Origin of the sequence: Streptomyces sporangiiformans, assembly GCF_005768555.2 — a bacterium.
In the GTDB taxonomy this organism is placed as follows: domain Bacteria; phylum Actinomycetota; class Actinomycetes; order Streptomycetales; family Streptomycetaceae; genus Streptomyces; species Streptomyces sporangiiformans.
This window is the reverse complement of the sequence record NZ_VCHX02000168.1, coordinates 1-24657: the sequence shown is the minus strand read 5'-3', so window position 1 is coordinate 24657 and position 24657 is coordinate 1. Positions and strand designations below refer to the sequence as shown.

Genomic DNA, 24657 nt, shown 5'->3' with positions numbered 1-24657 from the left:
CCATGGAGGCCTGTCCGCGCCGTCACTTCACAGGACCCACACGAAGTCGCGGCTAAAACTTTAGGTTTCAAGCGTTACGCTCCCCGGCATTCGAGAGGCCGGGAGCGGCTCAGCCGCCGCGGCACTCGCACCCCCCACAAGGCACAGGAGAATGAGTGTGCGTGACGGCGATGTAGTAGTGATCGGCGGCGGCTACGCGGGCGTCCGTCTGGCGAAACGACTGGACGGGATGGCACGGGTCACGCTAGTGGACCGCAAGGAGGTCTTCTTCCATCGCATCGCCTCCCTGCGCGCCGGCGTGCACGCGGATTGGACGGCCACCCCCTTCATTCCATACGACCGGCTGCTGCGCAATGGTCGCGTGGCCGTGGGCAAAGCGGTTCGCATCGACACCACCGAGCGGCAGGTGATGCTCGCCACCGGCGAGCGGCTGCCGTACGACGTGTTGGTGATCGCCACCGGCGCCGACTACCCCGAACCGGCCCGCTTCACCGGCACCACCACCGAGGAGGCGGCCAAGTCGTTCGCCGCGCACCAGCAGAAGATCGCCACTGCCGATCAGGTCCTGGTCGTCGGCGGCGGCCCCTCCGGCGTCGAGCTCAGCGCCGAGATCCGCCTGGCACGGCCGGACGCCCGGGTGACGCTGGCCCACTCCGGTTCGGCGCTCCTCGACAACACGGGGAGCGCGCGGGCCGGGCACAAGGCCCGCGCCTGGCTGGAGTCCCACGGCGTGGAGGTGCGGCTCGACTCCTTCATGTCCCCCGGCAACGACTTCGGCACCTATCGCGACGCCCGCGGCAGCGTCATCGACGCCGACCTCTCCTTCTGGGCGACCGGTACCACGCCCAACACACTCTGGCTGCGGCTGGCCGGGCACAGCGACTGGCTGAACCGTGCCGGGCACGTGAGAGTCGACCGGATGCTCCGGGTCGAGGGGCGGCTGGACGTCTTCGCGGTCGGCGACGTGAACGACGTCACCGAGCTCAAGATCACACCCGTCGCGATCGCCCAGGCGGACCTCGCCGCCCACAACATCCGCGCGTACCTGCACAGTTCAGGCAAGCACCGCAAGGAGCCCCGCTTCTACCGGCCGATCCACCGCACCCCGATCATCGTGCCCTTCGGCCCGGCCAACGGACTGACGGTGCTGCCCGTGCCGGGGGGCGAGACCGCGGTCCTCGGCAACCGCACCACCACCCTCGCCAAGGCGAAGACCCTCATGACCCCGTACATCAGGCGTCAGCTCGGCTACACCGCGGCCTGAGGACGCCGGCGGCACAGCCCCCGTCCCGCCCGGTGGTCGCCGGGCGGGACAGGGACTCCCCGGAAGGTGCGGGAGCGGATCAGCTCTCCGCGCTGATGAACTGGCTGGTCGGTGCGTCCGGTGACCGTCGGACAGCGTCGCCTTCGCCGTCCCCTCCCTCGGAGTCGAGGTCGAGGAACCGGCTGTGGCCGTTGTCCTCAGCGAGGGCGTAGTCGTCCCCGGCCACCGCAGTCTCGAAGCCGTTGTCGGACTGCCTCATGTAGGGGATGGCGTAGACGTTCCTGCGGTGGATCTGCCGGCGGTTCTCCGCCGCCTCCGCCTCGGTCGCCATGTCCGAGGGCGGCCCGTCGGTCGGGGGCGAGTACGGGACGACGCTGCTCAGCCAGGCGATGATCTGGGCGCCCGGCACCGTGATCGTCGTTCCGTCGAAGGTGGACGCGAAGCGGCGGGTCGAGGAGCTGTTGGAATAGCTGCCCGACAGGGAGAACGGTCCCCATCCGACGGAGGCGCCGGCCGACGTCGCCTGGGACGCGAACTGGAGATCGCTGGTGCTCCAGTTACCGCTGATCTTGATGTCGCGGGCGACGATGAAGGACGTCGTCAGGAGCGGGAAAACCCCCTCGTTCTTGTCCACCTGGCCGGTCGAGTAATCACCGGGCCGGCGGCCTGCCGTGCTCCAGCCGTGCAGGGAGGCAAGCGCCGTGTCCAGCCACCGACGGCGGACTTCGACCCTGCCGTAGCGGAAGGAAATGGTGATATTGCTCGTCGAGGTGCTGAGGTCGTATTGGCGCCTTTCGCTGGAACCTGCGGCACCGACCCGCCAGAGCCCGAAATTCACGCCGCCGCCCGCACCGTAGCGGGAGAACCGCGAACTTTCGTTGATGCGTATACGGCTGGACTGAATGGTCTGCGAGGCGAAATTCGCCGCTCCGGACTCGGTGAACCAGTTGCCCGGGAATGCCTCGCAGGCGTGCCAGAAGAGCCCGGGGCTGCTGAGGCTGCCCTTTCGTGTCTGTTCGTACGTCTGCCGCGCCCTGGCGAAGATGTTCGCCAGAGTGGACTGCTGGTACTGGCCGAGGGTGGCCACCGCGTTCTCGACCACACCGGGACGCGCCGCCTGGAGATCCCGGTAGGCCATGTCGACGGGAGCCTGGAGGACGGGGGCGAGGACCGCCCACTTCCGGGCGTCCTCGGGCTTGCTGAGGTCGTACTGGAGGTAGTTGGTCAGGTAGCTGGTCAGGGCCGCGGTGTAGGCCAGCATCTTGTTCTTGTAGTTGCGGTACAGCGGGGAGTCGACCTTGACGATGATGGGCTGGCCGTTCTCGTCGAAGTCCTGGCCGTCGACGTAGAGCAGGTTGAACGCCTTGTTGTACGCCTCCTCGCCGGCCGGGTCGGGGGGCGGGGGCTTGACGTTCGCGCGGACGATCTCGCCGTACAGGCCGTCGATGCTGGCGCCGCTGGGTGCGTAGCCCGGGCTGAGGACGGGGACGGGATCCACCAGGGTGGCGAAGTTCTCCGCCGTCGCGATCGAGCCGTTCGGGTTGGTCGGCGACCAGGGGTTCGCGAACTGCGCCGGATCAATGGGATTTCCGGGCAGCTGGAACGACATGAAGGTCGTCGCCTTCGGGAGGATCGGCCTGCCCCCGCCGATTGGCGGAGGCGTGGTCGTCAACGCGTCGAAAATAGCGTCGTAGACCGCCTGCATCATTTGTTTCTGATTGATCGCCATGCATTCTCTCCCAGAATCGGATCACTGTCCCACAGGTGCTCGAGGAACTGTCTATAGCGTCCTACGCCCGGGAAGAGGAGCAGTCAACGAGGAATGAGCGCTACCGCAAGCGGAAAATCGCAACGGCTGGAAAAAGGCGTCGAGTTCGTTCTCTTTTCTATGTTCTCTGTTGCGCGAGAGATGACGCGAACCACAAGTGGTGCTGGACCCGTTGCCCTGCCCGTCCAGGACCGACGGGGACTCAGGCCACAGTCGAGTGGTCGGGCCTGGACTTCATCAGCGGCTGCACGCGCGTACCGAAGTTCTCGATGCCTTCGAGGAAGTCGTCGAAGACCAGCATGATTCCCTTGGTGCCGGACACCTCGGCGACCTCGTCGAGCATCCTCGCGACGGTCTCGTACGAGCCGACGAGCGTGCCCATGTTGAAGTTCACGGCGCCCTCGGGCAGCGAGATGGTCCTGGCGGTCGAGGAGTCGTCGGCCGCCTTGTCCGTGGCCGATTCACCCGCCATGTACGCCAGCGCCGCGAGATCGGCGTTGTCGTGGTAGTCCTTCCACTTCGCCTGGGCGGCCTCGTCGGTCTCGTCCGCGATGACCATGAACAGCGAGAGAGCTCCGACGTCGCGGCCGGTCTTCTTCGCCTCGTCCATGAGCGTGGCCGTGGAGTTCGAGAGCGCGAGCGGGGTGTTGACCCCGCTGCCCAGGATGAAGCTGTAGTCGGCGTGCTCGGCGGCGAACCTCATTCCGGTGCCGCTCTGCCCGGCGGCAACGATGTCGATGTGCCCGCTCTCCGGCCGGGGAGACAACACGCAGTCGTCCATCTCGTAGAACTCGCCCTTGAAGTCGCTGACGCCCTCGCTCCACAGCTCCTTCATCACGGTGACGTACTCGGCGGCCCGGGCGTAGCGGTTGCCGAAGTGCTCGTCCCCGGGCCACAGGCCCATCTGGGAGTACTCGCCGGGCGCCCAGCCGGTGACGATGTTGACGCCGAACCGGCCGGGAGCGATCGAGTCGACCGTCACGGCCATGCGCGCGACGATCGCCGGTGGCAGCGCGAGGATGGGTGTGGAGGCGTACAGCCTGATCCGGTCCGTCGCGGCGGCCAGGCCCGCCATCAGCGTGAACGACTCGAGGTTGTGGTCCCAGAACTCCGTCTCGCCGCCGAACCCCTTGAGCTTGATCATCGACAGCGCGAAGTCGAGCCCGTGCTCCTCGGCCTTCCGCACGATGGCCTTGTTCAGCTCGAAGCTCGGCATGTACTGCGGAGAACTCTTCGATATGAGCCAGCCGTTGTTGCCGATGGGGATGAATACGCCGATGTCCATGCCGCTCCTCAGGGGTTGTGGGAGTCTCGCGGGGAAGAAGTGCACTACGAAGTGCACTACCGGTGGGCCGTACGGAGGCGTCGGCCCGCACGTTCAGGGCAAGTCGGCCTCGATTCCGGGCGGTTGAGCCTCGTGGGCCGCGGGGCCGAGCGGAGGACAGGATTCCTGCAAGGCACGATCTCGGCCGAGGCAGGAACGTTAAAGTTCGTCGTATGAACGCGCGGCTGGCCTTGCTCGGCACGGTGGAACCCGGTGTCGCGGAAAGTGAGGTCTTCCGGCTGGCACTCCAGCATGCGGTGGGAGAGCTGGGGGCCCTGGGCGGAACGATTCATCTGCGCGGCCCCATGTCCGCGCTGCGCCTGGTGTCGGCGACCGGGCTCCCTCCCGTCCTCACCCGCTCCTGGGACATCATCGACCAGGAGGGCCCGCTGGCTCCGGCCCGCGCTCTGCACCAGGGCAGTGGCGTATGGGTGCCCCTGAACTCCGCCGGGCACACAGATCCGGCCGGGTCCTCGGAGGAAACGGCGAAAGCGGCGGAAGCGGCGGATGCCGCGAAAGCAGCGGATACCGCGGAAGCCGGTGAGGCGGCGGACATCATCTGGCCCGGCACCGGTCTGGCCGCGCTACCGGTGCTCAACGGGGACCGGAGCATCGGCGCGCTCACGGTCCTGACGGGCGAACACGGCAAGCCCACCCCGCAGCAGTGGGACTTCCTCCGGAGCGTCGTCGACTGGACCGAGGAGCGCATGGTCCAGGCGCCGCCACCGTCCGGACCCGCGCAGCCGGAGCTGAACGGTGAGCACCTGCGGCAGGCCCTGAAGGAGGTCAGTGTCGGCTCGTGGGACTGGAACATCCGCACCGGCGACCTGATCTGGGACGACGCGGCCCTGGAGCTGTACGGCACCAGACCGGACGACTTCACCGGCAAGGTCGAGAACTGGATGAGGATCGTCCACCCCGACGACTTGGCGCCGACGTTGGCTGCGGCGGAGAGGGCCATACGCGACCACTCCGTCTTCGAGGCCGAGTACCGGGTACGCCGCCTGGACGGCACGTACGGCTGGACGCAGGCCCGTGGCAGGGCGACCTACGACGAGCAGGGCGAGCCCCAGCGCATGATCGGCGTGGGGTGGGAGAGCAACGAGTCCCGGTCCGCCCGCGACGCGCTCAGCCGGGCCCTGCGCCATATGAGCGACGGCTTCCTCGCGGTGGACGACGAGTGGCGGATCACCTTCGCCAACCTGCAGGCGGAACGCACGCTGGGCTTGTCCGAGGAGGAGTTGTTCGGGCGCGTGCTGTGGGATCTGCCGTCCGCTCGTCAGGTACCCGGCCTGGAGAGCCGCTGCCGGAAGGCCGCGTCCGAGGGGAAGCCGACCGGCTTCGACGTGCACACGTCGGACGGCGGGCACCGCTACCACCTGCGGATGGTCCCGGGACCCGACGGCCACACCCTCTATTTCGCCGACGTCACCGAGAGACGGCGCCTGGAGGAGGAGCGCCGGGCGGCAGAACTCGCCGCGTCCGAGCGCTCGGACCGGATCGCGGAGCTGACCGCGGCGCTCGCCAAGGCGTCGACCTCACAGGATGTGGTGGACGCGGTCGCCCGGCGGGTGCTGCCGCCGTTCGCCGCCGCCGGACTCCTGGTACAGGTCATCGAGGGCGACCGGCTCTGCAACGTCGGAGCCGTCGGCTACGCGGACGACTTCCTCGACCTCGTGAACGGCCGCTCCCAGACAGCGTGCAGCCCGGCGTGGAACGTGATCACCTCCGATACACCGGTGTTCCTGTCCTCGCCGCAGGAGTACGCCAAGTACGCGCCCGACCATGCCGGCCTGCCCGCACGCGCCGGCAAGCAGGCATGGGCGTTCCTGCCGCTGACCGCGTCCGACCACACCTTCGGGGTGTGTGTCGTGGCCTTCGACCAGCCGCGCCGCCTCACCGACGAGGAACGCACCCTGCTCACGACGATCACGGCCCTCGTCGCACAGGCCCTGGAACGGGCCCGGCTCTACGACGCCGAGCACACCCGGTCCCGGGAACTCCAGCGCAGCCTGCTCCCCCGGGGCCTGCCCGAGCTGCCCGCGTGCCGGGCCGCCGCCCGCTACCTCCCCGCCGGACAGGGCATGGACGTGGGCGGCGACTGGTACGACATCATCCCGCTCTCCAGCGGCCAGGTCGCCTTCGTCGTCGGCGACGTCATGGGGCACGGCCTGCCCGAGGCGGCCACCATGGGCCGCCTGCGCACAGCCGTCCACACCCTGGCCGACCTCGAACTGCCGCCCGACGAGATCATGAGCCACCTCAACCACATCGTCGGCGGCATGGGCGAGGATTCGTACGTCACCTGCCTGTACGCGCTCTACGACTCCACCACCCAGCTCTGCTCCATCGCCCGCGCCGGGCACCCGCCCCCGGCCCTGGTCCACCCCGACGGCACCGTGCACTTCCCGGAGCTGGCCCCCGACCCGCCGCTGGGCGCGGCGGAGCCGCCGTTCGAGACGGTCGAGGTCACGGTGCCCGAGGGAAGCCTGCTCGTGCTCTACACGGACGGACTCGTCGAGTCGGCGAAGCGCGACATCGACGAGGGCATGGCGGACCTGGCCCGGCTCCTGCACACCGCCCACGACGACGGCACCGGCGCGGACCTGGAGCACCTCTGCGACACCCTGACGGACGGCCTGCTGCCCGCGGAGCACCAGGCAGCCGACGACGCGGCGCTCCTCGTCGCCCGCCTCCAGGCCCTGACCGGCGACAGGGTGGCCTCCTGGCCGCTCGCCGAGGACCCGAGGGCGGCCGGCCAGGCCCGCCGTCATGTCCGCGAGCAGCTCTCCGTCTGGGGCCTGGACGACCTGACACCCACCACGGAACTACTGGCCAGCGAACTGGTGGGCAATGTCGTACGCCACGCCAAGGGCCCGGTCAGCCTGCGTCTGCTGCACAGCACCGAGCTGACCTGCGAAGTCTTCGACGGCAGCCACACGATGCCCCGCATCCGCCGCGCCACGGACACCGATGAGGGAGGCCGCGGCCTGCAACTGATCACGGCACTCTCCCAACGCTGGGGAACGCGCTACACGGCGACCGGAAAATGCATCTGGGCCGAGCAGGCCCTGCTCGGCCCGGACAGGCGCGGGGACCAGCCGTCCGATGCCCTGGAGCTGATGTTCCTCTCCACTGAGGGCTTCGACGGAGACCTGGACGCGCTCCCCTTCGGGGACCAGGACCAGTAGGGACCCGTCGCCGGCACCACGAGCCTGCTTGAGCATGTGTCGGAACCAGGGGGGCCGGGAGTCTGACATCTGTCCATGGTGCGGCGGGAGAGAGCTCTCTACGTTCGGAGGACGCGAGATTCCGCGTCGGGTGACCCCCGGCGTTCTTCGCCGGCCGGCCGACCCCTTCGTGACGGACGAGCCCTGACTCCCGTACAGCTCCCGGCCTCCTGCGCACCCCGAGTTCCGTGTTCGGGTGGCTCATCGAGGCGGGCGGGACGGCCGTGCCCGCGCCGGGCCTCATGCCTGCGCCAAGCCTCCCGGCCACCGTCCCTCATCTGATCGGAGGACACCCATGAGTGCTGCAAGCAGTCGTTCCGCCGAGCCCGGTACCGCCCTCATCCGCCGCCAGGCGGTCGTGGAGAAGAAGCCCGGTGATCCGGGCGACCTCAGGTGCCACTGCGGCCGGTCGTTCGTCCGATGCGGTGGCTGCCAGACCCCCCGTTGCCTCGACTGCGACCCCTACCGGTCCGATGACTGCGCCTTCGATCTCTGAGCAGGCGCCGGACGCGTCCGGTGATGCCCCGCCCCCCGGGGACGAAGCACCACAGAGGTACTACGTCGTGATCGGCGGCGACGTGGCGCGCAGAGTCTGCGGTTTCCTCCAGTCGGAGGGACACCTCGTGTGCCATCTGACGCACCCGACGGACCAAGATCTGCGCCGGGCCCTGAACCGGGAGGTGGCCGGCGTCGCGGTCCTTTTCGACGACGATGCCGAATCCTTGCGCTACGCGCTCGCCGTCGAGCACATCCTTCCCAACGTCACCCTGGTCGTGTCGGTCTTCGACCGTACGGTTGCCGAGCAACTCGCGCGCGTGGTCCCGAACTGCCAGGTCACCTCGTCGGCCGATGTCGCTGCCCCCGTCCTGCTGGCCGCCTGTCTCCATCCCGGCCTGCTGGCACTCGACCGGACACCTTCCGGGCAGCACGTCGGCGCCCGCTGGGAGGACGGCGAAGTGCGCCTCGAAACGTACCGGCCGCCACGCTCCCTGAGATACCAGGCCCTGCTGGGCAAGATCAGGGGCCAGTTGCGACCGCACGACGGCAGCTCACGGATCATGCTGACCGGCCTTGCCGGGCTCTTCGCGGTGCTCCTGGCCGACTGGATCTGGTCCGTGACCCTTAATCACCGGCCGCCGGTGGAGGCTCTCTTCGAAGCGGTACGAACGGTGTCGGCCGTCGGCCCCGCGACCGCGCACGGATCAACCCTCTACCTGGTGTTCGCCAGCATCGCGATGCTGACCACCATCGCCTTCACCGCCGTCTTCACCGCCGGAATGGTCGACCGCCTGCTGGCCCCACGCTCGATCGGCATGATCGGCCCCCGGACACTTCCCCGGACGGGCCACGTCGTGGTCGTCGGACTCGGACAGATCGGGCTCCGGCTGTGCACCAGGCTGCAGGACCTCGGCTTCGGCGTGATCGCGGTGGAACGCGACCCCGCGGCCCCCAACCTCCGGCTGGCCAAAGCGCTGGGGATCCCCGTCGTCCTGGCCGACGCCAGGGACAAGTTCGTCCTGCGCAAGCTCGGCCTGCACACGGCCCAGGCGATGGCCGCCGTCGCCTCCGACGACCTGGACAACATCGCGGTCGCCGTGGCCGCACGAGCCGTCGCACCCGATCTGCGGGTCGTCATCCGGGCGGGCGACCACGAGGCCATCGCCGAGACCCAGTCCCTGTTCAGCATCGGCATCGTCCGCGACCTCGCCAGCCTGACCGCCGCGTACACGACGGCGAGCCTGACCGGACTACAGCCGAGCGGAGTGCTCGCACACGGCAGACGGCTCCTGGTGCGGAGCGCGAACGGAACCTGCACCCAGTGGCCGCACGCCGTCCGCTGCGACCACCATCAGGACAGGCGTCAGGCACCGCGAGAGGCGATCGACTGACCGAAGGCCGCGGGACGCACGCGATGCGTGGGGCGCGCGCCCCGCATAGCCTGAAGGAGTGAAGCGCGTTGTCGTCGATCATTTCGGCGGGCCCGAGGTCTTGAGGGTCGTGGAGGACGACGATCCCCGACCAGGACCGGGCGAAGTGTGCGTCAGGGTTCTGGCCGCCGGCGTGTCGTTCACCGATGCCCAGCTGCGCGCGGGCACGTATCTCGGCGTACCGAAGCCGCCGTTCACGCCTGGCTACGAACTCGTCGGCGTCGTCGAGGAACTCGGCCCGGGCTGCTCGAGGCTGCGCGAGGGAGACCGTATCGGCGCGCTGACGGTGTGGGGCGCCGACGCCGAGCGCGTCTGCGTGCCGGAGGCGGAGGCGGTCGAGGTGCCCGAGGACCTCGACCCGGCGGAGGTCATGAGCCTGGTCTTCACCTACATGACCGCCTACCAGCTGCTTCACCGTGTGGCGAAGGTGAGGAGCGGGGAGACGGTGCTCGTGCACGGTGCGGCCGGCAGGGTGGGCACCGCGATCCTCGAGCTCGGGGCGGAGGCCGGCCTTCGCCTCTACGGGACCGCTTCGGCACGCGACCGCGCCGCGGTCGAACGGCTCGGCGCGGAGGCGATCGACTACCGCGGCGAGGACTTCCTGGCGCGGGTGCGCGCGCTCCCCGGGAAAGGCGTGGACGTCGTGCTCGACGGGCTCGGCGGCGCGGTGTCGCTGCGCTCCTTCCGCGCGCTGCGGCCCGGCGGAAGGCTTGTCCTGTACGGCCACTACGCCACGCTCTCGCACGGGCGCAAGAGCCGGCGAGCGTGGGCGGAGTGGTACGCGGCGACCGCGACCCTCTGGCTCTGGGGCCTGCTCTCGTCCCGCCGGCGAGTGCTCGCCTACCGGATCCAGAAAATGCGCGACCGTCACCAGGCGCTTCCCATGGCCGGCGGCCATCGAGCGCTTCCCGTGGGGGGAGGCCCCCGCGACCCGGACGGGTTCCGGGAGGATTTCCGCGCGCTGCTCGAGCTGCTCCGTGAGGCCAGGATCCACCCGGTCGTGGCCGAGCGGCTGCCTCTGTCCGACGCCCGTCGCGCGCACGAGATGCTCGGGCGCTCGGCGGCCAAGGGGAAGCTCGTGCTCGTGCCCTGAGCCGAGGAGGACACTCGCCGATGGTGCGCGACGGCCCTGCCGGCCGGGTTGCCGGGGGCGTGTCCGGTGAAGCTCAGCGAGCGTCGCGGACGCCCCGGCCCTCGCCGACGCGCCGGCCCTCCCGGGCGCGCTACCTGCCTATCGCCGAGCACGGCCTGATCGGCGACCTGCACACCGTGGCGCTCGTCGGCACCGACGGGACGATCGACTGGTACTGCTGCCCGCACTTCGACTCGCCGAGCGTCTTCGCCGCGATCCTCGACGCCGACCGCGGGGGCCTGTTCCGCATCTCGCCCGACTGCGAGGGCTGGAGCTCCAAGCAGCTCTACCTCCCCGACACCAACATCCTCATCACCCGCTTCCTGATGCCGGACGGAGTGGGGGAGCTGCAGGACTTCATGCCCCCACCGCGCACCGGCGAGGCGGCGCACCGCCACCGCATGATCCGCCGGGTGGTCGCAGTGCGCGGGCAGATGAGCTTCGTCGTCGACGTCGCCCCGCGCTTCGATTACGCGCGCGCCCGCCACGAGGTCGCGCCCACCCCGCACGGCGCGCTCTTCCGCTCTCCCGACCTGGCGCTCAGCCTCTCGACGCGCTGCCCGCTCGAGATCGTGGGCGGCGGCGACGTCCGCACCCGTATCGCCCTCCGGGCCGGGGAGACGGCCACCTTCGTACTCGACCGTGTCGAGCCCGGCGGGACGCGGACGCCGTACTCCGATGCCGACATCGACGCCGAGTTCGACGCCACCGTGTCGTTCTGGCGGCGCTGGCTGCGCCGCTCGCGCTACAGCGGGCGCTGGCGCGAGACGGTGCACCGCTCGGCGCTCACGCTCAAGCTGCTCACGTACGAGCCCACCGGCGCGATCGTGGCCGCACCCACCACCAGCCTGCCGGAGGAGCTCGGCGGCGCGCGCAACTGGGACTACCGCTACACATGGATGCGCGACGCCGCCTTCTCGCTCTACGCGCTGCTCAGGCTCGGGTTCACCGAGGAAGCCGACGCCTTCATGGGATGGCTGGAGGGACGCTTCCGCTACACGGCCGACCGCGAGTCGGGGCCACTGCAGATCATGTACGGCATCGACGGGCGCGAGGACCTGCCCGAGGAGGAACTCCCGCACCTGGAGGGCTACATGGGCTCGGCGCCGGTCCGGATCGGCAACCGGGCGGCGACCCAGCTGCAGCTCGACATCTACGGCGAGCTGATGGACTCCGTCTACCTCGGCAACAAGTACGGGACGCCCCTCTACCACGACGGCTGGATGGGGCTCACCCGCAACCTCGAGTGGCTGATGGACCACTGGGACCAGCCCGACGAGGGGATCTGGGAGACGCGCGGCGGCCGCCGGGACTACACGTACTCCCGGCTGATGAGCTGGGTCGCGGTCGAGCGCGCGATCCGGATCGCCCGCCAGCGCGGCCTGCCCGCCGACCTCCCCCGCTGGATGACGGTCCGGGACAGCATCTACCACCAGATCATGGAGCGCGGCTGGCACCCCGCCCGCCGGGCGTTCGTCCAGCACTACGACACCGACGTGCTCGACGCCTCCCTGCTGCTCATGCCCCTGTGCAAGCTGGTCGCGCCCACCGACCCGCGCTGGGTCTCCACGCTCGACGCCATCACCGCGGAGCTGGTGTCCGACAGCCTCGTCTACCGCTACAACGTGGAGGCGTCGCCCGACGGGCTCACCGGAAAGGAGGCGACCTTCTCGATGTGCTCCTTCTGGTGGGTGGAGGCGCTCGCCCGGGCCGGCCGGCTCGACGAGGCACGGCTGGCCTTCGAGAAGATGCTCACCTACGCCAACCACGTCGGGCTGTACTCGGAGGAGATCGGGCCGACCGGAGAGCAACTCGGCAACTTCCCCCAGGCCTTCACTCACCTGGCGCTGATCAGCGCCGCCTACAACCTGGACCGCCGGCTCGGGTGAGCGTCGGCGAACTCGCGCTCGTGGGCCGCGCGGTCGTCACGGGCCGAGCCGTCCCTTCCCGCGGAGGTGCCCATGCCTGAACTGCCAGACGTCGAGGGATTCCGGAAGGTGCTCGAGTCCTGCGCGAAGGGCCGGGTCATCCAGCGTGTCGACGTGCGCGACACGGGCGTACTGCACGGCGTGAGTACGCGGCGGCTGCGCGACGCGCTGGAAGGCCGGCGCTTCACCGAGCCGGAGCGGCACGGGAAGTGGCTGCTCGCTCACACCGGCGGCCCCACCCTCGTGCTGCACTTCGGCATGACCGGTCAACTGCTCTGCGCCCATCCCGACGACACGGTCGAAGCCCACGACCGCGTCCTGTTCACCGTGGGCGCCGAGCGTCAGCTCCGCTACCGCGACCAGCGCAAACTCCAGGGCCTCTGGCTGGCCGACGACGAGTCCGAGGTCACGCGGCTGCTGGACCGCCAGGGCCCCGACGCGATGGCCGTGGACCGCGAGGAGTTCGAGGCCGCGCTCTCCGCACGCCGCGGCAGCGTCAAGACCGTCCTCACCGACCAGACCGTCCTGGCCGGACTCGGCAATCTGCTGGCCGACGAGATCCTGTGGCGGGCGAAGCTGCGCCCCACCAGCCGGGCGAGCGAACTCACCGAGGCCGACCGCCGTCGCCTGTACACACACATGCGCCGCACCCTGCGTTCCGCGGTCACCGCCGGCTGCGTCCCACCGCGGAACTCCTGGCTCACCGGTCGCCGCGACGCCCCCGTCCCGACCTGTCCGCGCTGCGGCACCCCCCTGCGCCGGTCCCGTATGGCAGGCCGCAGCACGGTCTGGTGCCCGCAGTGCCAGTCGCACGGGTCTTGAGCCACGTCGGCGGACCGGACAACGAGAAATGATCCCGAGTCGGCCTACGGTCAGGCGGCGTTGGCGGGGCGTGGGGTGCCCTGGAAGACCTGACTGGTGTGCCAGGAACGGTGGGCCGCCGCCACGGGGCGGACGCCCGCCTGGGGACCGATCAGCGGGCGGCCCGCAAGGGCTGTCACGTGCTCGCGGGCCGCTGGGCTCTGCCCGACGAAGCGCTGCGAGACGAGGACGCGGTGGCCGTCACCGACGCCGAGGACGCCCTTGTCTAGGAGTTTGTGGTGCAGCGAGCACAGGCACAGCCCGTTGTCGACGTCGTCCGGGCCTCCGAACGCCCACCAGCGCACGTGGGCCGCCTCCAGCCCGACCGGAACCGCGCCGATCCTGCCGTCGTAACCACAGAAGGCACACTGGTACTCGTAGGCGGTCAGCACCAGTTCCCGCATCCGCCGATCCCGCTGCTGACGCCCCGCCGGCAGCGGTTCCGTCTCCGCCAGCTCCAGCTCCAGGCCGACGGCCTCGCAGAGCTCGCTGTGGAGGGAGGGCGGAAAGTGCAGGTCGAGCAGCACCCGCGCCATCCGCCCGAGCAGCGAGGGCTGTCGCCGCAGCGCTCTCCGCAGCTCCGGTGCCAGCCGTCCCGCGGCCTCCGCCGCCCGCAACTCCCGTACGCCACTGCCGGGACTACCGGGTCCGTGGGCGGTGCGCACCTCCCACACACCGTCGCTGACCAGGTGGTGGAACGGGTATGCGGGCGTCGTCTTGTGGGGCGGACCGTACTCGGCCAGCAGCCGCTTCAGGTCTTCCTCCACAGCGCTGTACCGCAGCTCATCGTCGTCGTCCTGCTGGAACCGGCCGAGGGCGTACAGGAGGAGAAGAGGTTTGTGAGGGGCGCGCACCCCGCTTCTGGTCCATTGCCTCAGCTGCGCGGTGCGCTCGAGCCAGTCCATGACGGGCGATCGTAGTGTCCGGTTCTGACGTGAGGCATGGATCATGCCTCGCAGTCATACTGCACGGCCGAGTCGAGGAGACGTATCTGGTCGTCGGCGGTGAGTGCCCGGCCATGTGCGAACGCGGCCGCGAAGCCTTCCTCGCCCAGGGTTTCGCGTGCCCGGTCGGCCGCTCGGTCCACGTCGGCGCGTTCGGCCCGTGGCAGGGGCGCGTCGACGGAATCCCGGATGGTGGCTGCCGTGCCGAGCAGGGACGCGGCCTGTTCGTGCCGGGAGGCAGCCGACCGCGCGCCGGCCAGACCCTCCAGTGCGAGAGCCAGGGCGCGAGGGTCCCCGGTTCCCAGCGCCGCCGCGAGTCCGTCTCGGTGGAGTGCCTCGGCGAGCCGCGCATCGCCCCGCTGTTCGGCGACGTAGCCGAGTTGCGCGAGGACCAGTGCGGTGCCGGAGTCCACGCCGAGGCGGCGGTTCCACTCCAGCCAGGGGGTCAACAGAGCCTCGGCGGTGTCCAGATCGCCCCTTCGGCGGGCGCCGAGGGCCAGGCCGGTCTCGGCGAACTGTTCCGCGGGGCCGTGCGACTGCTCGGCGGCGAGGCGCCTGGCGTGCTCGTGAAGCTCCGTGGCACGTGCGTCATCGCCGGTCAGCAGCGCGATACGGCCGAGCCGGGACAGCCGGAACGAGACGTGCGACCAGAGCTGGAGCTCCTGCGCACTCCGTACGCCGTCGCGGTGCAGGCGGGCTGCCGCCTCGTAGTCTCCGGTGACCTCGGCGATGACGCCCAGCTGTTCCGACGCCTGCAACTGGCCCCAGTGGTCGCCGAGTTCGGTGAAGAGCGCCGCGCTCCGCTCGGCGTTCCACCGAACTGCCGCGAGGTCGCCCTGGTAGAGAGCCTGAGTGGCACGGGTGCTGAGTGTGGCCGCTTCACCCCAGCGGTCACCGTGCGTCCGGAACTCGTCGGTGAGCCTGTCGTAGAAACTCTCCGAGCTGTCCGAACTCTCCGAGCTGGCCGAACCCTCCGGACCCTCCGAATTCTCTTTCGCCTCGTCCCAGAAGCCGCATCGTGCGAAGGCGAGCAGCCACCTGCCTCGTGCGTCGGCATCGTCGAAGGGCTCGTCGAGCCATGAGCCGTCTCCGGTGAGCAGGGCGAGCGCGGCTCGTCGCACGCGGGCCGCGGCATGGGCGGGCTGCTGGGCGGGGGCCTGGGAGGCAACACGCCCCGCGTTGTCCGCGCACTCCAGCGCGCGCCCCAGTGACCGGATGGCCTCGCCCATACGGCCACGCAGGAACCAGTACCAGGTCAGGGCGTTGGCCAGACGCAGTCCGAGACCAGCGGCGCTCTCCCTCGCGGCGTCGTCCATCGCGGCGCTCTCCCTCGCGGCGTCGTCCGCCGTGGCGTGGTCGAGCGCGGCGCGCAGGTTGAGCGCTTCGCCATCGAGGCGGCGCAGCCAGTGGCGCTGGTCCCGGCCGTGCAGCAGGGGCGCCGCGTGCTCGGCGAAGTCGGTGTAGTGGAGAGCGTGCCGCCGCCTGATGCCTACCGTTTCGCCGGCTTCGTCGAGCCTTTCCAGCCCGTAGGCGGCCACCGATTCGAGCATCCGGTACCGGGTGCCGTCCCTTCCGTCAGTTCCGTACGCCGCTACGAGCAGGGAACGGTCCACGAGCCGGCTGACGGCGTCGAGCACGTCGTCGGCTCGTACATCCGGGTTTCCCTCGTCCGCGTTTGCCCCGCGTACATCGTGGGCGGCACAGACCGACTCCGCGGACTCCAGAGTGAACCCTCCGGCGAACACGGCGAGCCGGCGCAGAACCGTCTGTTCGACCGGGGACAGCAGCTCCCAGCTCCAGTCGATCATCGCGCGCAGGGTGCGCTGCCGTGCCGGGGCGTCCCGGCGCACCTGGCCCAGCAGCCGGAAGCGGTCGTGCAGACGGTCGGCCAGAGCGTGTACGCCGAGAGCCCGTACCCGGGTGGCGGCCAGCTCGAGGGCGAGGGGAATGCCGTCGAGGCGACGGCAGATGAGGGCGACGGCCTCGGCGTTCCCGGGGCCAAGGGTGAATCCGGGGGCGACGGCCGCGGCCCGCGTGGCGAAGAGGTCCATGGCCTCGGCCTCCGTCAGCGGCGCGACGGTGTGGAGGACCTCGCCGGAGAGTGCCAGGGGTTCCTGGCTGGTGGCGAGGATGCGTAACTCCGGAGCCCGGCGCAGGAGGTGGTCGGCGAGCGCGGCGACAGGCCCGACGACGTGCTCGCAGTTGTCGAGGACGAGGAGCAGCCGACGCGGCCGGAGCGCATCGGCGAGCCGGTGCAGAGCCGTGTCGCCCTTGCTGCCGCCCGTGTCGTCGGTGCCGAGCGGCTGCGTGGCGTCGTCGCGTACGTCGAGGGCGGCTGCCACCGTTTCGGCCACCCCTCCGGTGGCTCCCGCGAGTTCGACGAACCAAATGCCGTCGGCGTGGGTGATCCCGTCCCTCTGCGTCAGCCGGGCTGCCGCCTCCAGCGCCAGTCGGGTCTTGCCGACGCCACCGGGCCCGGTGAGCGTGACCAGACGTCCGGTCTCTACGAGTGCGCACACCCGGGCGACCGCGTCCTGCCGTCCGACCAGTGAACTCACCGGCGTGGGCAGGTTCGTCCGCGGCAGGTCCCCTGGGGCGGCAAGGGGCGGAAGGGGGGCGAGTACGGGGTCCTGCCGCAGCATCGCCTGGTGGAGTTCGGCGAGTTCGGCGCCCGGGTCGATGCCCAGCTCCTCGGCGAACCGCCGTTTCAGGTCGCGGTAGGACGCCAGCGCCTCGCTCTGCCGCCCGGCGCGGTAGAGAGCCCGCATGTGTGCGGCCCGCAGCCGCTGACGCAGTGGACTGCCGGAGACCAGTCGGCCCAACTCGTCGGCCAGTGCCTGGTGTTCACCGAGCTCGAGGCGCAGTTCCGCGAGATCCTCCTGCGCGGTGAGCCGCTGTTCCTCGAGGCCGGCGATCGCCGCCTGCGCGAACCCGGCGTCCCGGAAGTCGGCAAACGCCTCCCCGCGCCACAGTCCCAGAGCGTCCGACAGCAACGACACCTTCGTACGCGGGTCGGTCTCCTGCCGCGCACGTGCCGTCAGCCGCGTGAACCGGCCGGAGTCCACCGCTTCCTCCGCCACCCGCAGCGCGTAGCCCGCCGGACCGTATTCCACCAGGGCGCGGGCACCGGCCTCGGCCTTCGCCAGGGTGCGGCGCAGCTGGGAGACCTTGGTCTGCAGGGAGTTTTCGGGGTTGCCCGGCACCACCTCGCCCCACAGGTCGTCGATCAACCGGTCCACCGGCACCGGATGTCCGTGGTGCACCAGCAGATCGGCGAGCAGCGCACGGACCTTGGGTTCGGGAACGGATACGGGGTCCCCGTCCTCGGTGCGTACCGCCAACGGGCCCAGTACCTCGAAACGCATGCCACCACGCTAATGCGTGCCTCGTCGGCAGGCCGTGCGCGGACCGTCAGCCTCCCGTGCGCGAGCCCGTGCAACGTGTTCCCGTGATCGTTACCGAGGAAGGAAACGCCATGACCACCATGACCGTGTCCCGCGAAATCCGTCTCGCCTCGCGCCCCGTCGGTGAACCGGTGCCGGAGAACTTCGAGTTGGCCACGACCGAGGTCCCGGAGCTCGGCGACGGCCGGATACTGGTCCGCAACACCTGGATGTCCGTGGATCCCTACATGCGCGGCCGCATGGACGACGTGCCCTCCTACATGCCTCCCTTCGCACTAGGCACCGTCCTGGAAGGCGGTGCGATCGGTGAAGTGATCGCCTCCCGTGCCGAGTCCGTGCCGGTCGGGGCGACCGTCGCGCACTTCCACGGCTGGCGCGAGTACGCGGACCTGGACGCCGCGTCGGCCACTGTCGTCGACACCTCTCTCGCTCCGGCGGAGGCATTTCTCGGTCCGCTGGGCACCCCGGGCCTCAGCGCCTACGTCGCGCTGACCCGGACCGCGCCCGTACGGGAGGGCGACGTCGTCTTCGTCTCCGCCGCGGCGGGCGCGGTCGGCAGCGTCGCCGGGCAGCTGGCCAGGAAGCTGGGGGCGTCCCGGGTGATCGGCTCGGCGGGCGGACCGCTCAAGACCAAGAAGCTCATCGACGACTTCGGTTTCGACGCGGCGGTCGACTACCGCCAGGGGAGGCTCGCCGAGCAACTCGCCCAGGCCGCGCCCCAAGGCATCGACGTCTACCTGGACGCCGTGGCAGGCGACCACCTCGAGGCGGCCATCGACGCGATGCGCACGGGGGGAAGGATCGCGATGGTCGGGGCGATCAGCGGCTACAACGCCACCGGGCCGGTGCCGGGACCCGACAACCTCTTCCTGGCGGCCGCCAAGGAGGTGACGCTGCGCGGGATGCTGGTCAGCAGCCACTACGACCTCTTCCCCGAGTGGATCGGCAAGGCCTCGGGCTGGCTCGCCGACGGCACACTGCACACCGAGGTGACCGTCGAGGAGGGCATCGAGCGGGCGCCCGACGCGTTCCTGGGCATGATGCGCGGTGCCAACACGGGCAAGATGCTGGTCCGTCTGGGGGAGACGCGATGACGACCGGGAACGACGGCGCACAGCGGATCATGACCACCCTCTCGCCGCATCGCGCGCCCTCCGCAGGCAAACGCGCACTGCTCGTCCTTGGCCACCCCCGTGCGGACTCCCTGACCGGGCAGCTCGCCCGCCGTACCCGGGCGCGGCTGGTGGCAGACGGTTTCGCCGTCGACGTACTCGACCTGCATGCCGAGGGCTTCGACCCCCGGATGAGCCCGGCCGACGAGCCGGACTGGGCCGACCGCGACAAGGTGTACTCGGCCGAAGTACACGCCCACATGCGGCGCATCGAAGCCGCTGACGCGATCATCGTGGTCTTCCCGCTCTGGTGGTTCGGCCTGCCGGCCATCCTCAAGGGCTGGATCGACCGGGTGTGGAACCACGGCTTCGCCTACGGCAGCGCTCAACCCCGGCTGCGTGCGAAGCGGATGCTCTGGATCAGCCTGGTCAGCTATACAGGGGACCAGTTCGCCGAGTTGGGCTGGGACGAGTCGGTCGCCCGGACTCTCCGGGTGGGGATCTCCGGGTTCTGCGGCATCGAGAACGCGGCGGTGCACTTCGTGTACGACTCCCTGAACGTGGGCGAGGCGGCCTTCGCCTCCGTGGAGCCCGCACTCGACGCGTTCGTCTCGCAGGACCGGGGTGCTGTGGAGAGGGGCGTCGCGAACAGCGACCGCTCAGGCTCTGTTCCAGGCGCTCAGTAGTTCCTCGGGGCCGTAGGTCGCCTGGAGCCCGGAGCAGCTGACCCCGTTGCGGGAGACCGCCACGAGCGGCACGGGCTCCTCGGTGATCGCCGCGCGGTGCTTCTGCAGTGCGGCAAGGTCGTGGTTGTCGAACGCGGAGTTCTCCAGCCACTTGACCGAGCCGAGGAAGTGCAACTGTTTGGCCACCGGCTGCCGGTCGGCGCCCACCAGGTCGATTTCGACGTCGTTGCTGCGGGTCCAGTACCCGCCGATCGCCGGTGTGGCGGGCAGGGGCCCGTCCGGCAGGAGACGGGCGAGGGATTCCCGGACCAGGGGCTCGATCGCGCGGCCCCGCCAGCTCGTCCACCGCTCCTTGATCCGGCTCAGAGTGAGATCTCCCCGCATCCGCTCGATCTCCGCCATATGCGGATCCAGGAACGCGAGCCAGAACCGCACATAGGGGTCGGCCACTCGGTAGCGGCGTTCCTTCGACGGCCGCAGGGAGAGCGGCAACTCCGCTGCCACCACCCGTTTTTCGGTCAGGACCTCCGTGGCTCGGGTGAGAGTGGTGTGGGCGATGCCGCCCGCGGCGCGCGCGATGTTGGTGAAGGTTCGCTCCCCGGTTCCGATGGCCCGCAGGACCTCCCTGCTCATCGCCTGCGGTGGGAACTCCGCGGCCAGTGAGCGCTCGGCGGAGACCAGCAGCGCCGAGATCGGGTTGTCCAGCGAGTCGCGGAGGAACTCCCAGACGTCCGCTCCCGCCCGCCACTCCGCGCAGATCAGCGGGAGGCCGCCCGTGATCAGGGCGGCGTCGAAGGCGGCCGCCGGCGGAAGTCCCAGCATCTCGCCGATGTCGGCCGGGTTCAGCGGCCCCACGACCATTTCCCGGCCGCGCTGATGGAAGGGGCGGTCGTAGCTGTTCAGCGCCTCCATCATCGACAGGTCGGATCCGACCAGGAGGAGGAGTACGGGCTTGCGGCTCAGCAGGCGGTCCCATGCCCGCTGGAGCATGCCCTCGAAGGCGTCGACGCGGTCCATGAGATACGGGACCTCGTCGATGACGACCACGCTAGGGCTGTCGTCGGGCAGGATCTCCGCAAGCAGCCTGAATGCCGCATTCCACTGCTCCGGGGTCTCCTCCGAGAACAGTCCCCGCTCCGGCAGGGTGGATCTGGCGACGGCGTCGAGCAGCTCCGTCAGTTCGTCCTCCGCCGTGCCGCCCGCCGCGGTGAAGAAGAGGTACGGCGCCTCGGAGCGCCGGAGAAACTCCTCGACGAGGCTGGACTTGCCGACCCGCCGCCTCCCTCGCATGAGGATGCACTGCCCTGGCTTCGCCGAACCGGCGGCATCGTGAACCGCTTGCAAGGCGCTGCGGAGCACATTCAGCTCGTGGTCCCGCCCGATGAAACGACGCATGGAGGCACTCCTGCAGGCAATAGTCTCGGTAGAGATACTATCGCCATTGTTACCATCCTGCCCCTGCGAGGGTTGCTGTGATCTGGCAGTGCGGCGCCGGCGCGCGCCCGCCCGAGGACCTAGAACTGGTCTCGCCACCATGGCACGCCGAGGTTGTCGACCTGGATGGCGGACTTGGCCCTTCTCAGAATCTTGTCATCGAGGGCCGCCACGAGGGCGCGCAGCTCGCGTGCGCTCTTCTTGGGCAGGGCGTGCAGAACGGCTTCGAGGTGATCGCGGAAGCAGCCCACGTCGCAACAGCCGGGGATACCGCATCGCTGGGCCGTCACCGGGTCCGCGATCAGTCTGAGCGGGCCGTGGGCAAGGGCCTTCCAATGCCAGAACGCTTCTGCCGTTTCCTCGGGCCGGAAGCGGGAGCGTTCGAGCCGGCGGAGATCGGCCGTGCAGGATCCGGAAAGGCGGTCGATGGACGGGTACCGTCGCCGCCTCGCGGCGCGGACCGGGAGCTCGCCCCGCAGGGCTGATGGGCGCCTACGCGGCATTGCCCTTTCGGTTGTCGGTCATGGGGGCAAGCTACAGAACCACGCATCAGCCGGCCACTGGGTATCCGGCAGCCGAAGATGGTGAGGACTCATCGACATACTCCCGGTCAGTGCCTTCCCGCCCGCGTCAGGGCCTCCTCGGCCTGCGCGGCCAGGCCGGCAACGAGGTCGGCTGCGCCTGGCAGGTCGGTGATGAGATCGACGGCCTCGCCGGCCCATACCGGCAGCGGGGGCACCTCGCCTCGTGCCACGTCGTCCTGATAGGCCTGCTGCGCCTGCGGATTCGCGGCGAGTTCCGCTTCCCGGCCTCGCCATCGGTCAAGGTAGCGATGGCCCAGGGTGCGTGCGGTGTACCGGGAGGGCCAGCGGGAGCCGCGGGCGATGTCCAGGACGCGGTTGCGCTCGGTGTCCTGCCCGCGTCCCTCGATGATCGCGGCGACGACGGACGGGTCGACCAGGGCCTCGGCCGTGGCCTGGAAGCGGGTGCCGATGAGTGCTCCCGCGGCCCCCAGGGCGAGCGCGGCCGCCAGACCGCGGCCGTCGGCGATCCCGCCTGCCGCCAGCACCGGCACGGGCGCCGCCAGGTCCACCACCAGCGGCACGAACGGCAGCGTGGACCGTCCGTGCCGGGCTCCATGTCCGCCGCTCTCGGTGCCCTGCGCCACGATGACGTCGGCGCCCAGGTCCACCGCCTGCCGGGCCTCCTCCAAGTCGGTGACCTGAAGGATGAGTGTCACGCCGGCCTGGCGGACGCGTTCGGTGAACGGGCTCGGGTCCCCAAAGGACAACATCACCGCCCTGGGACGGTGTTCCAGCGCCCGCTCGACCGTGCCGATGTCGATCGCCCAGGTCTGAAAGCCGATGCCCCACGGCTTGTCCGTACCCGACGCGACGAGAGGCAGCTCGCGGGCCAGCCAGTCCGGATCCCCGTTCCCTGAGCCCAGCAACCCGAGCCCGCCGCCGCGCGAGACGGCCGCCGTCAGCGCACCACCGGCAGAACCGCCCATGGGCGCAAGCGCGATCGGATGCCGCAGACCGAACAACTTCGTGAACGCCGTCGACAAAGCCATGGCCGCCATCATCGCTCAGCTCCCCGGCGAGTGGCCGCGGTCCTGCGAGATTCGAACTCGTGAGGGGTTGCCCCCAACACGTTTTCCAAATGTTCGTCTGGCGGTTCGGCGGTGCTCGGAGTCGACTCGGACGCCACCAGCTCGCACTTCCTCGCCGTCCCTGCTGCCCGCCCTGGAGGAAGGGGCCAAGGACAGGGACACCCGCTGCCGCGTCGCGACCGTCGTCCATGTCGCGGTGGAGCGCGAGGGACGGGACCCGCACGTGCTCGCGCACACGGCCGCCTCTGGGCACCTCACCACCGACCACTACACGGACATGCTGCGCCGGGCCGGTGTACCCGCCGATCCGGCCGACCCGGTGGCCGGTGCCGCCGCCCTGGTGGACAGCGGCACGTACGTGTTCGGCTCGGCCGACCACATCGCCGGCCGGCTCGAGGAGTTCCGGGACGCCGGCGTGGACGAGGTGATTCTCAACTGCGCCGGAGTGCTGTTCACCGAGGGGCAGGCAGCGGCGTTCCGGGACGCCCGGGAGATCATCGAGGCGGTCGGGCGACGGCACAGTGGCTGAGCCGTCCACCGGTTCGCCGGCACCGCCCGCCGGACCGCTGGTGGCGGTACAGCCCTCGGAGACGGAGCCCGTCACCGTACGCGAGTACGGCACCCGCTATCTGCGGATCACCGTGCGTTACCACGGGGAAACGGGATTCAGCTGGCTGCGCGCACCCGGATGCGCGCAGTTCGTGCAACTCGCCGAGGACCCAGCCACACCGCCCTGCTCACCGGCGAGGTCTCGCCGCTCCGCAGCACCTCCCGGAGCGGCGACCGGACACTTGTCAGGTGGACCTGACCGTGGGACTCCCTCCTCCGGGTGGCGCAGATCCGCCAGCGCGTCGACCGCCCCGGAAACAGCACCCATCTTGAACGGCGGTTCCCGGTGCCGTCCCAGTCCGGTTCCAGAAGCCGGGCGGCCTGGGGACGACCTGGGTGAAGATCTGCCGCGACACCGAGCACACCGACTGCAGTCCCATCCAGTACCTGCGCTGAGGCGGGCCGCCGGAGGCCAGGCGCCTCCCGCGGATCCGCCGGGAATCCGGCTGCGCCCCCGACAGTCCCCCTTCGGGCCGAGCAGGCGGACCGGCCCCGCTGTTGACCCCCGTGACAGCCAGGGCCACGACAGCCCCTCCTCGTCGACCCGAGGAGGGGCTGTCGACTGTCGTCAGCCGTCGCCTGTCGCCGTCGGCTGACGTTCAGCTGTCGGCGACGACCGTCGTCGTCACCGACACAGCGATGATCACCGCCAGCGCCTCCTCCGCTGCCCGCACCACATGGCGCACCGCCGTCGCGGACCACTGGCCCTGTGAGATCGACTTCATGGCCGCCTGGACCTTGCGCGCGTCGGCGTCCGGGAAGGCCAGCCGGTGCAGTTTCGCTCCGTGCAGCAGGGCCACCAGGCACTCCGTACGCTCGTCCGGCGCCGCGCCCCGGAGGACGACCGCGTCGAGCCGCTCCCGTACCGCCGCCTCCACCGAGCCGTCCGCCTCCGGGTAGCGGCGCACGGGGAAGAGACCGAGCACCTTCTTCTTCTCCTCCCGGACCAGCCCCTTCTCGATCAGGCCCCGGTTCGCCCCGGCCACCGCGTCCGCCTTCAGCCGGGTGATCCAGTCCTTGGTCCTGCCCGGCTTGTCCCTGCCGTCGATGTCGGCGAGTGCGGTGTCGAGGGCGGGATCGCCCAGCGGTGTCGCGTCGACGACGGTCACCTTGTCGTCGGTCACGTCGATCCGGCCGACCAGCGCGAGTTCCACCAGCGAGGCCGCGGAGATCGCGAAGGCCACCTTCGCCGACTCCTTCGCGGTGCCGGTCTCGTCGTCCAGCGAGAGGAGCAGGAGCTGCTCGCCCAGCGTGGTGGGGGTTTCCGTGGGGGGTTCCATCGGTGTGTGCATTCCTTCAGTTGTCCGGGTGGGGCCGGTCGTTGGTGATGAGGAGTTCCGTACCGCTGTTCTCTGTGACGCCCTTCCCCGTAACCGCAGTTCCGCGCACTGTCGTTCATCGTCGGCGGGGGCGCGGGGGCG

The 24657-nt window shown here is 70.2% G+C and carries 17 protein-coding genes; 9 read left to right on the top strand and 8 right to left on the bottom strand.

Features of this window, described 5'->3' with window-relative positions:
- Nucleotides 1-157 precede the first annotated feature (157 nt).
- A complete protein-coding gene (locus FGD71_RS28785) occupies nucleotides 158-1264 on the top strand; it encodes an NAD(P)/FAD-dependent oxidoreductase (protein ID WP_119103461.1) in 1107 nt (368 codons plus the stop codon).
- A gap of 79 nt (nucleotides 1265-1343) precedes the next feature.
- On the opposite strand, the gene FGD71_RS28780 is transcribed toward FGD71_RS28785, so the two are convergent.
- Both FGD71_RS28780 and rutA read right to left on the bottom strand, forming a co-directional pair.
- On the bottom strand, nucleotides 1344-2993 hold the full coding sequence (locus FGD71_RS28780; protein ID WP_119103460.1) for a hypothetical protein: 1650 nt from the start codon (nucleotides 2991-2993) through the stop codon (nucleotides 1344-1346).
- A gap of 241 nt (nucleotides 2994-3234) precedes the next feature.
- Nucleotides 3235-4317, bottom strand: coding sequence for a pyrimidine utilization protein A (gene rutA, locus FGD71_RS28775; RefSeq protein WP_119103459.1), 1083 nt, complete (start codon nucleotides 4315-4317; stop codon nucleotides 3235-3237).
- Nucleotides 4318-4529: 212 nt separating this feature from the next.
- On the opposite strand from rutA, the gene FGD71_RS28770 reads away from it, so the two are divergent.
- The 5 genes from FGD71_RS28770 to FGD71_RS28750 all read left to right on the top strand — a co-directional run bounded on the left by FGD71_RS28770 (nucleotide 4530) and on the right by FGD71_RS28750 (nucleotide 13396).
- Nucleotides 4530-7547 (top strand): SpoIIE family protein phosphatase, encoded by a 3018-nt coding sequence (locus tag FGD71_RS28770; protein ID WP_119103458.1) that lies wholly within the window; start codon nucleotides 4530-4532, stop codon nucleotides 7545-7547.
- 602 nt (nucleotides 7548-8149) lie between these two features.
- Complete coding sequence (locus FGD71_RS28765) at nucleotides 8150-9475, top strand: NAD-binding protein (RefSeq protein ID WP_240436819.1); 1326 nt, start codon at nucleotides 8150-8152, stop codon at nucleotides 9473-9475.
- 58 nt (nucleotides 9476-9533) lie between these two features.
- A complete protein-coding gene (locus FGD71_RS28760) occupies nucleotides 9534-10607 on the top strand; it encodes a medium chain dehydrogenase/reductase family protein (RefSeq protein ID WP_119103456.1) in 1074 nt (357 codons plus the stop codon).
- Between the two features lie 20 nt (nucleotides 10608-10627).
- On the top strand, nucleotides 10628-12535 hold the full coding sequence (locus tag FGD71_RS28755; protein ID WP_119103455.1) for a glycoside hydrolase family 15 protein: 1908 nt from the start codon (nucleotides 10628-10630) through the stop codon (nucleotides 12533-12535).
- A gap of 72 nt (nucleotides 12536-12607) precedes the next feature.
- On the top strand, nucleotides 12608-13396 hold the full coding sequence (locus FGD71_RS28750; RefSeq protein WP_119103454.1) for an Fpg/Nei family DNA glycosylase: 789 nt from the start codon (nucleotides 12608-12610) through the stop codon (nucleotides 13394-13396).
- 50 nt (nucleotides 13397-13446) lie between these two features.
- Here the strand turns inward: FGD71_RS28750 and FGD71_RS28745 are convergent, their stop codons facing one another.
- A complete protein-coding gene (locus FGD71_RS28745) occupies nucleotides 13447-14340 on the bottom strand; it encodes a phosphorothioated DNA-binding restriction endonuclease (RefSeq protein WP_119103453.1) in 894 nt (297 codons plus the stop codon).
- A gap of 41 nt (nucleotides 14341-14381) precedes the next feature.
- Complete coding sequence (locus FGD71_RS28740) at nucleotides 14382-17744, bottom strand: AfsR/SARP family transcriptional regulator (protein WP_119103452.1); 3363 nt, start codon at nucleotides 17742-17744, stop codon at nucleotides 14382-14384.
- 110 nt (nucleotides 17745-17854) lie between these two features.
- Here FGD71_RS28740 and FGD71_RS28735 point away from each other — a divergent pair, with 110 nt between their 5' ends.
- On the top strand, nucleotides 17855-18877 hold the full coding sequence (locus FGD71_RS28735; RefSeq protein ID WP_205571153.1) for an NADP-dependent oxidoreductase: 1023 nt from the start codon (nucleotides 17855-17857) through the stop codon (nucleotides 18875-18877).
- A complete protein-coding gene (locus FGD71_RS28730) occupies nucleotides 18874-19581 on the top strand; it encodes an NAD(P)H oxidoreductase (protein WP_276147163.1) in 708 nt (235 codons plus the stop codon). Before FGD71_RS28735 ends, FGD71_RS28730 begins: the two co-directional genes overlap by 4 nt.
- Here FGD71_RS28730 and FGD71_RS28725 read toward each other — a convergent pair.
- From FGD71_RS28725 to FGD71_RS28715, 3 genes are all read right to left on the bottom strand, one after another.
- Nucleotides 19555-20976: an ATP-binding protein gene (locus FGD71_RS28725; RefSeq protein ID WP_119103451.1), complete on the bottom strand. Its 1422-nt coding sequence runs from the start codon at nucleotides 20974-20976 to the stop codon at nucleotides 19555-19557. The two genes, FGD71_RS28730 and FGD71_RS28725, sit on opposite strands and share 27 nt — an antisense overlap.
- A 119-nt stretch (nucleotides 20977-21095) precedes the next feature.
- A complete protein-coding gene (locus FGD71_RS28720; RefSeq protein WP_140935964.1) occupies nucleotides 21096-21305 on the bottom strand; it encodes a hypothetical protein in 210 nt (69 codons plus the stop codon).
- A gap of 320 nt (nucleotides 21306-21625) precedes the next feature.
- Nucleotides 21626-22588 carry an NAD(P)H-dependent flavin oxidoreductase gene (locus tag FGD71_RS28715; RefSeq protein ID WP_119103505.1) on the bottom strand — a complete coding sequence of 321 codons (963 nt, stop codon included), beginning with the start codon at nucleotides 22586-22588 and terminating at the stop codon, nucleotides 21626-21628.
- A gap of 235 nt (nucleotides 22589-22823) precedes the next feature.
- On the opposite strand from FGD71_RS28715, the gene FGD71_RS28710 reads away from it, so the two are divergent.
- Entirely contained in the window at nucleotides 22824-23156 is a 333-nt protein-coding gene (locus FGD71_RS28710; RefSeq protein WP_140935963.1) for a hypothetical protein, read from the top strand.
- 679 nt (nucleotides 23157-23835) lie between these two features.
- Here the strand turns inward: FGD71_RS28710 and FGD71_RS28705 are convergent.
- Nucleotides 23836-24516 (bottom strand): GOLPH3/VPS74 family protein, encoded by a 681-nt coding sequence (locus FGD71_RS28705; protein ID WP_162931245.1) that lies wholly within the window; start codon nucleotides 24514-24516, stop codon nucleotides 23836-23838.
- Nucleotides 24517-24657: the final 141 nt, after the last annotated feature.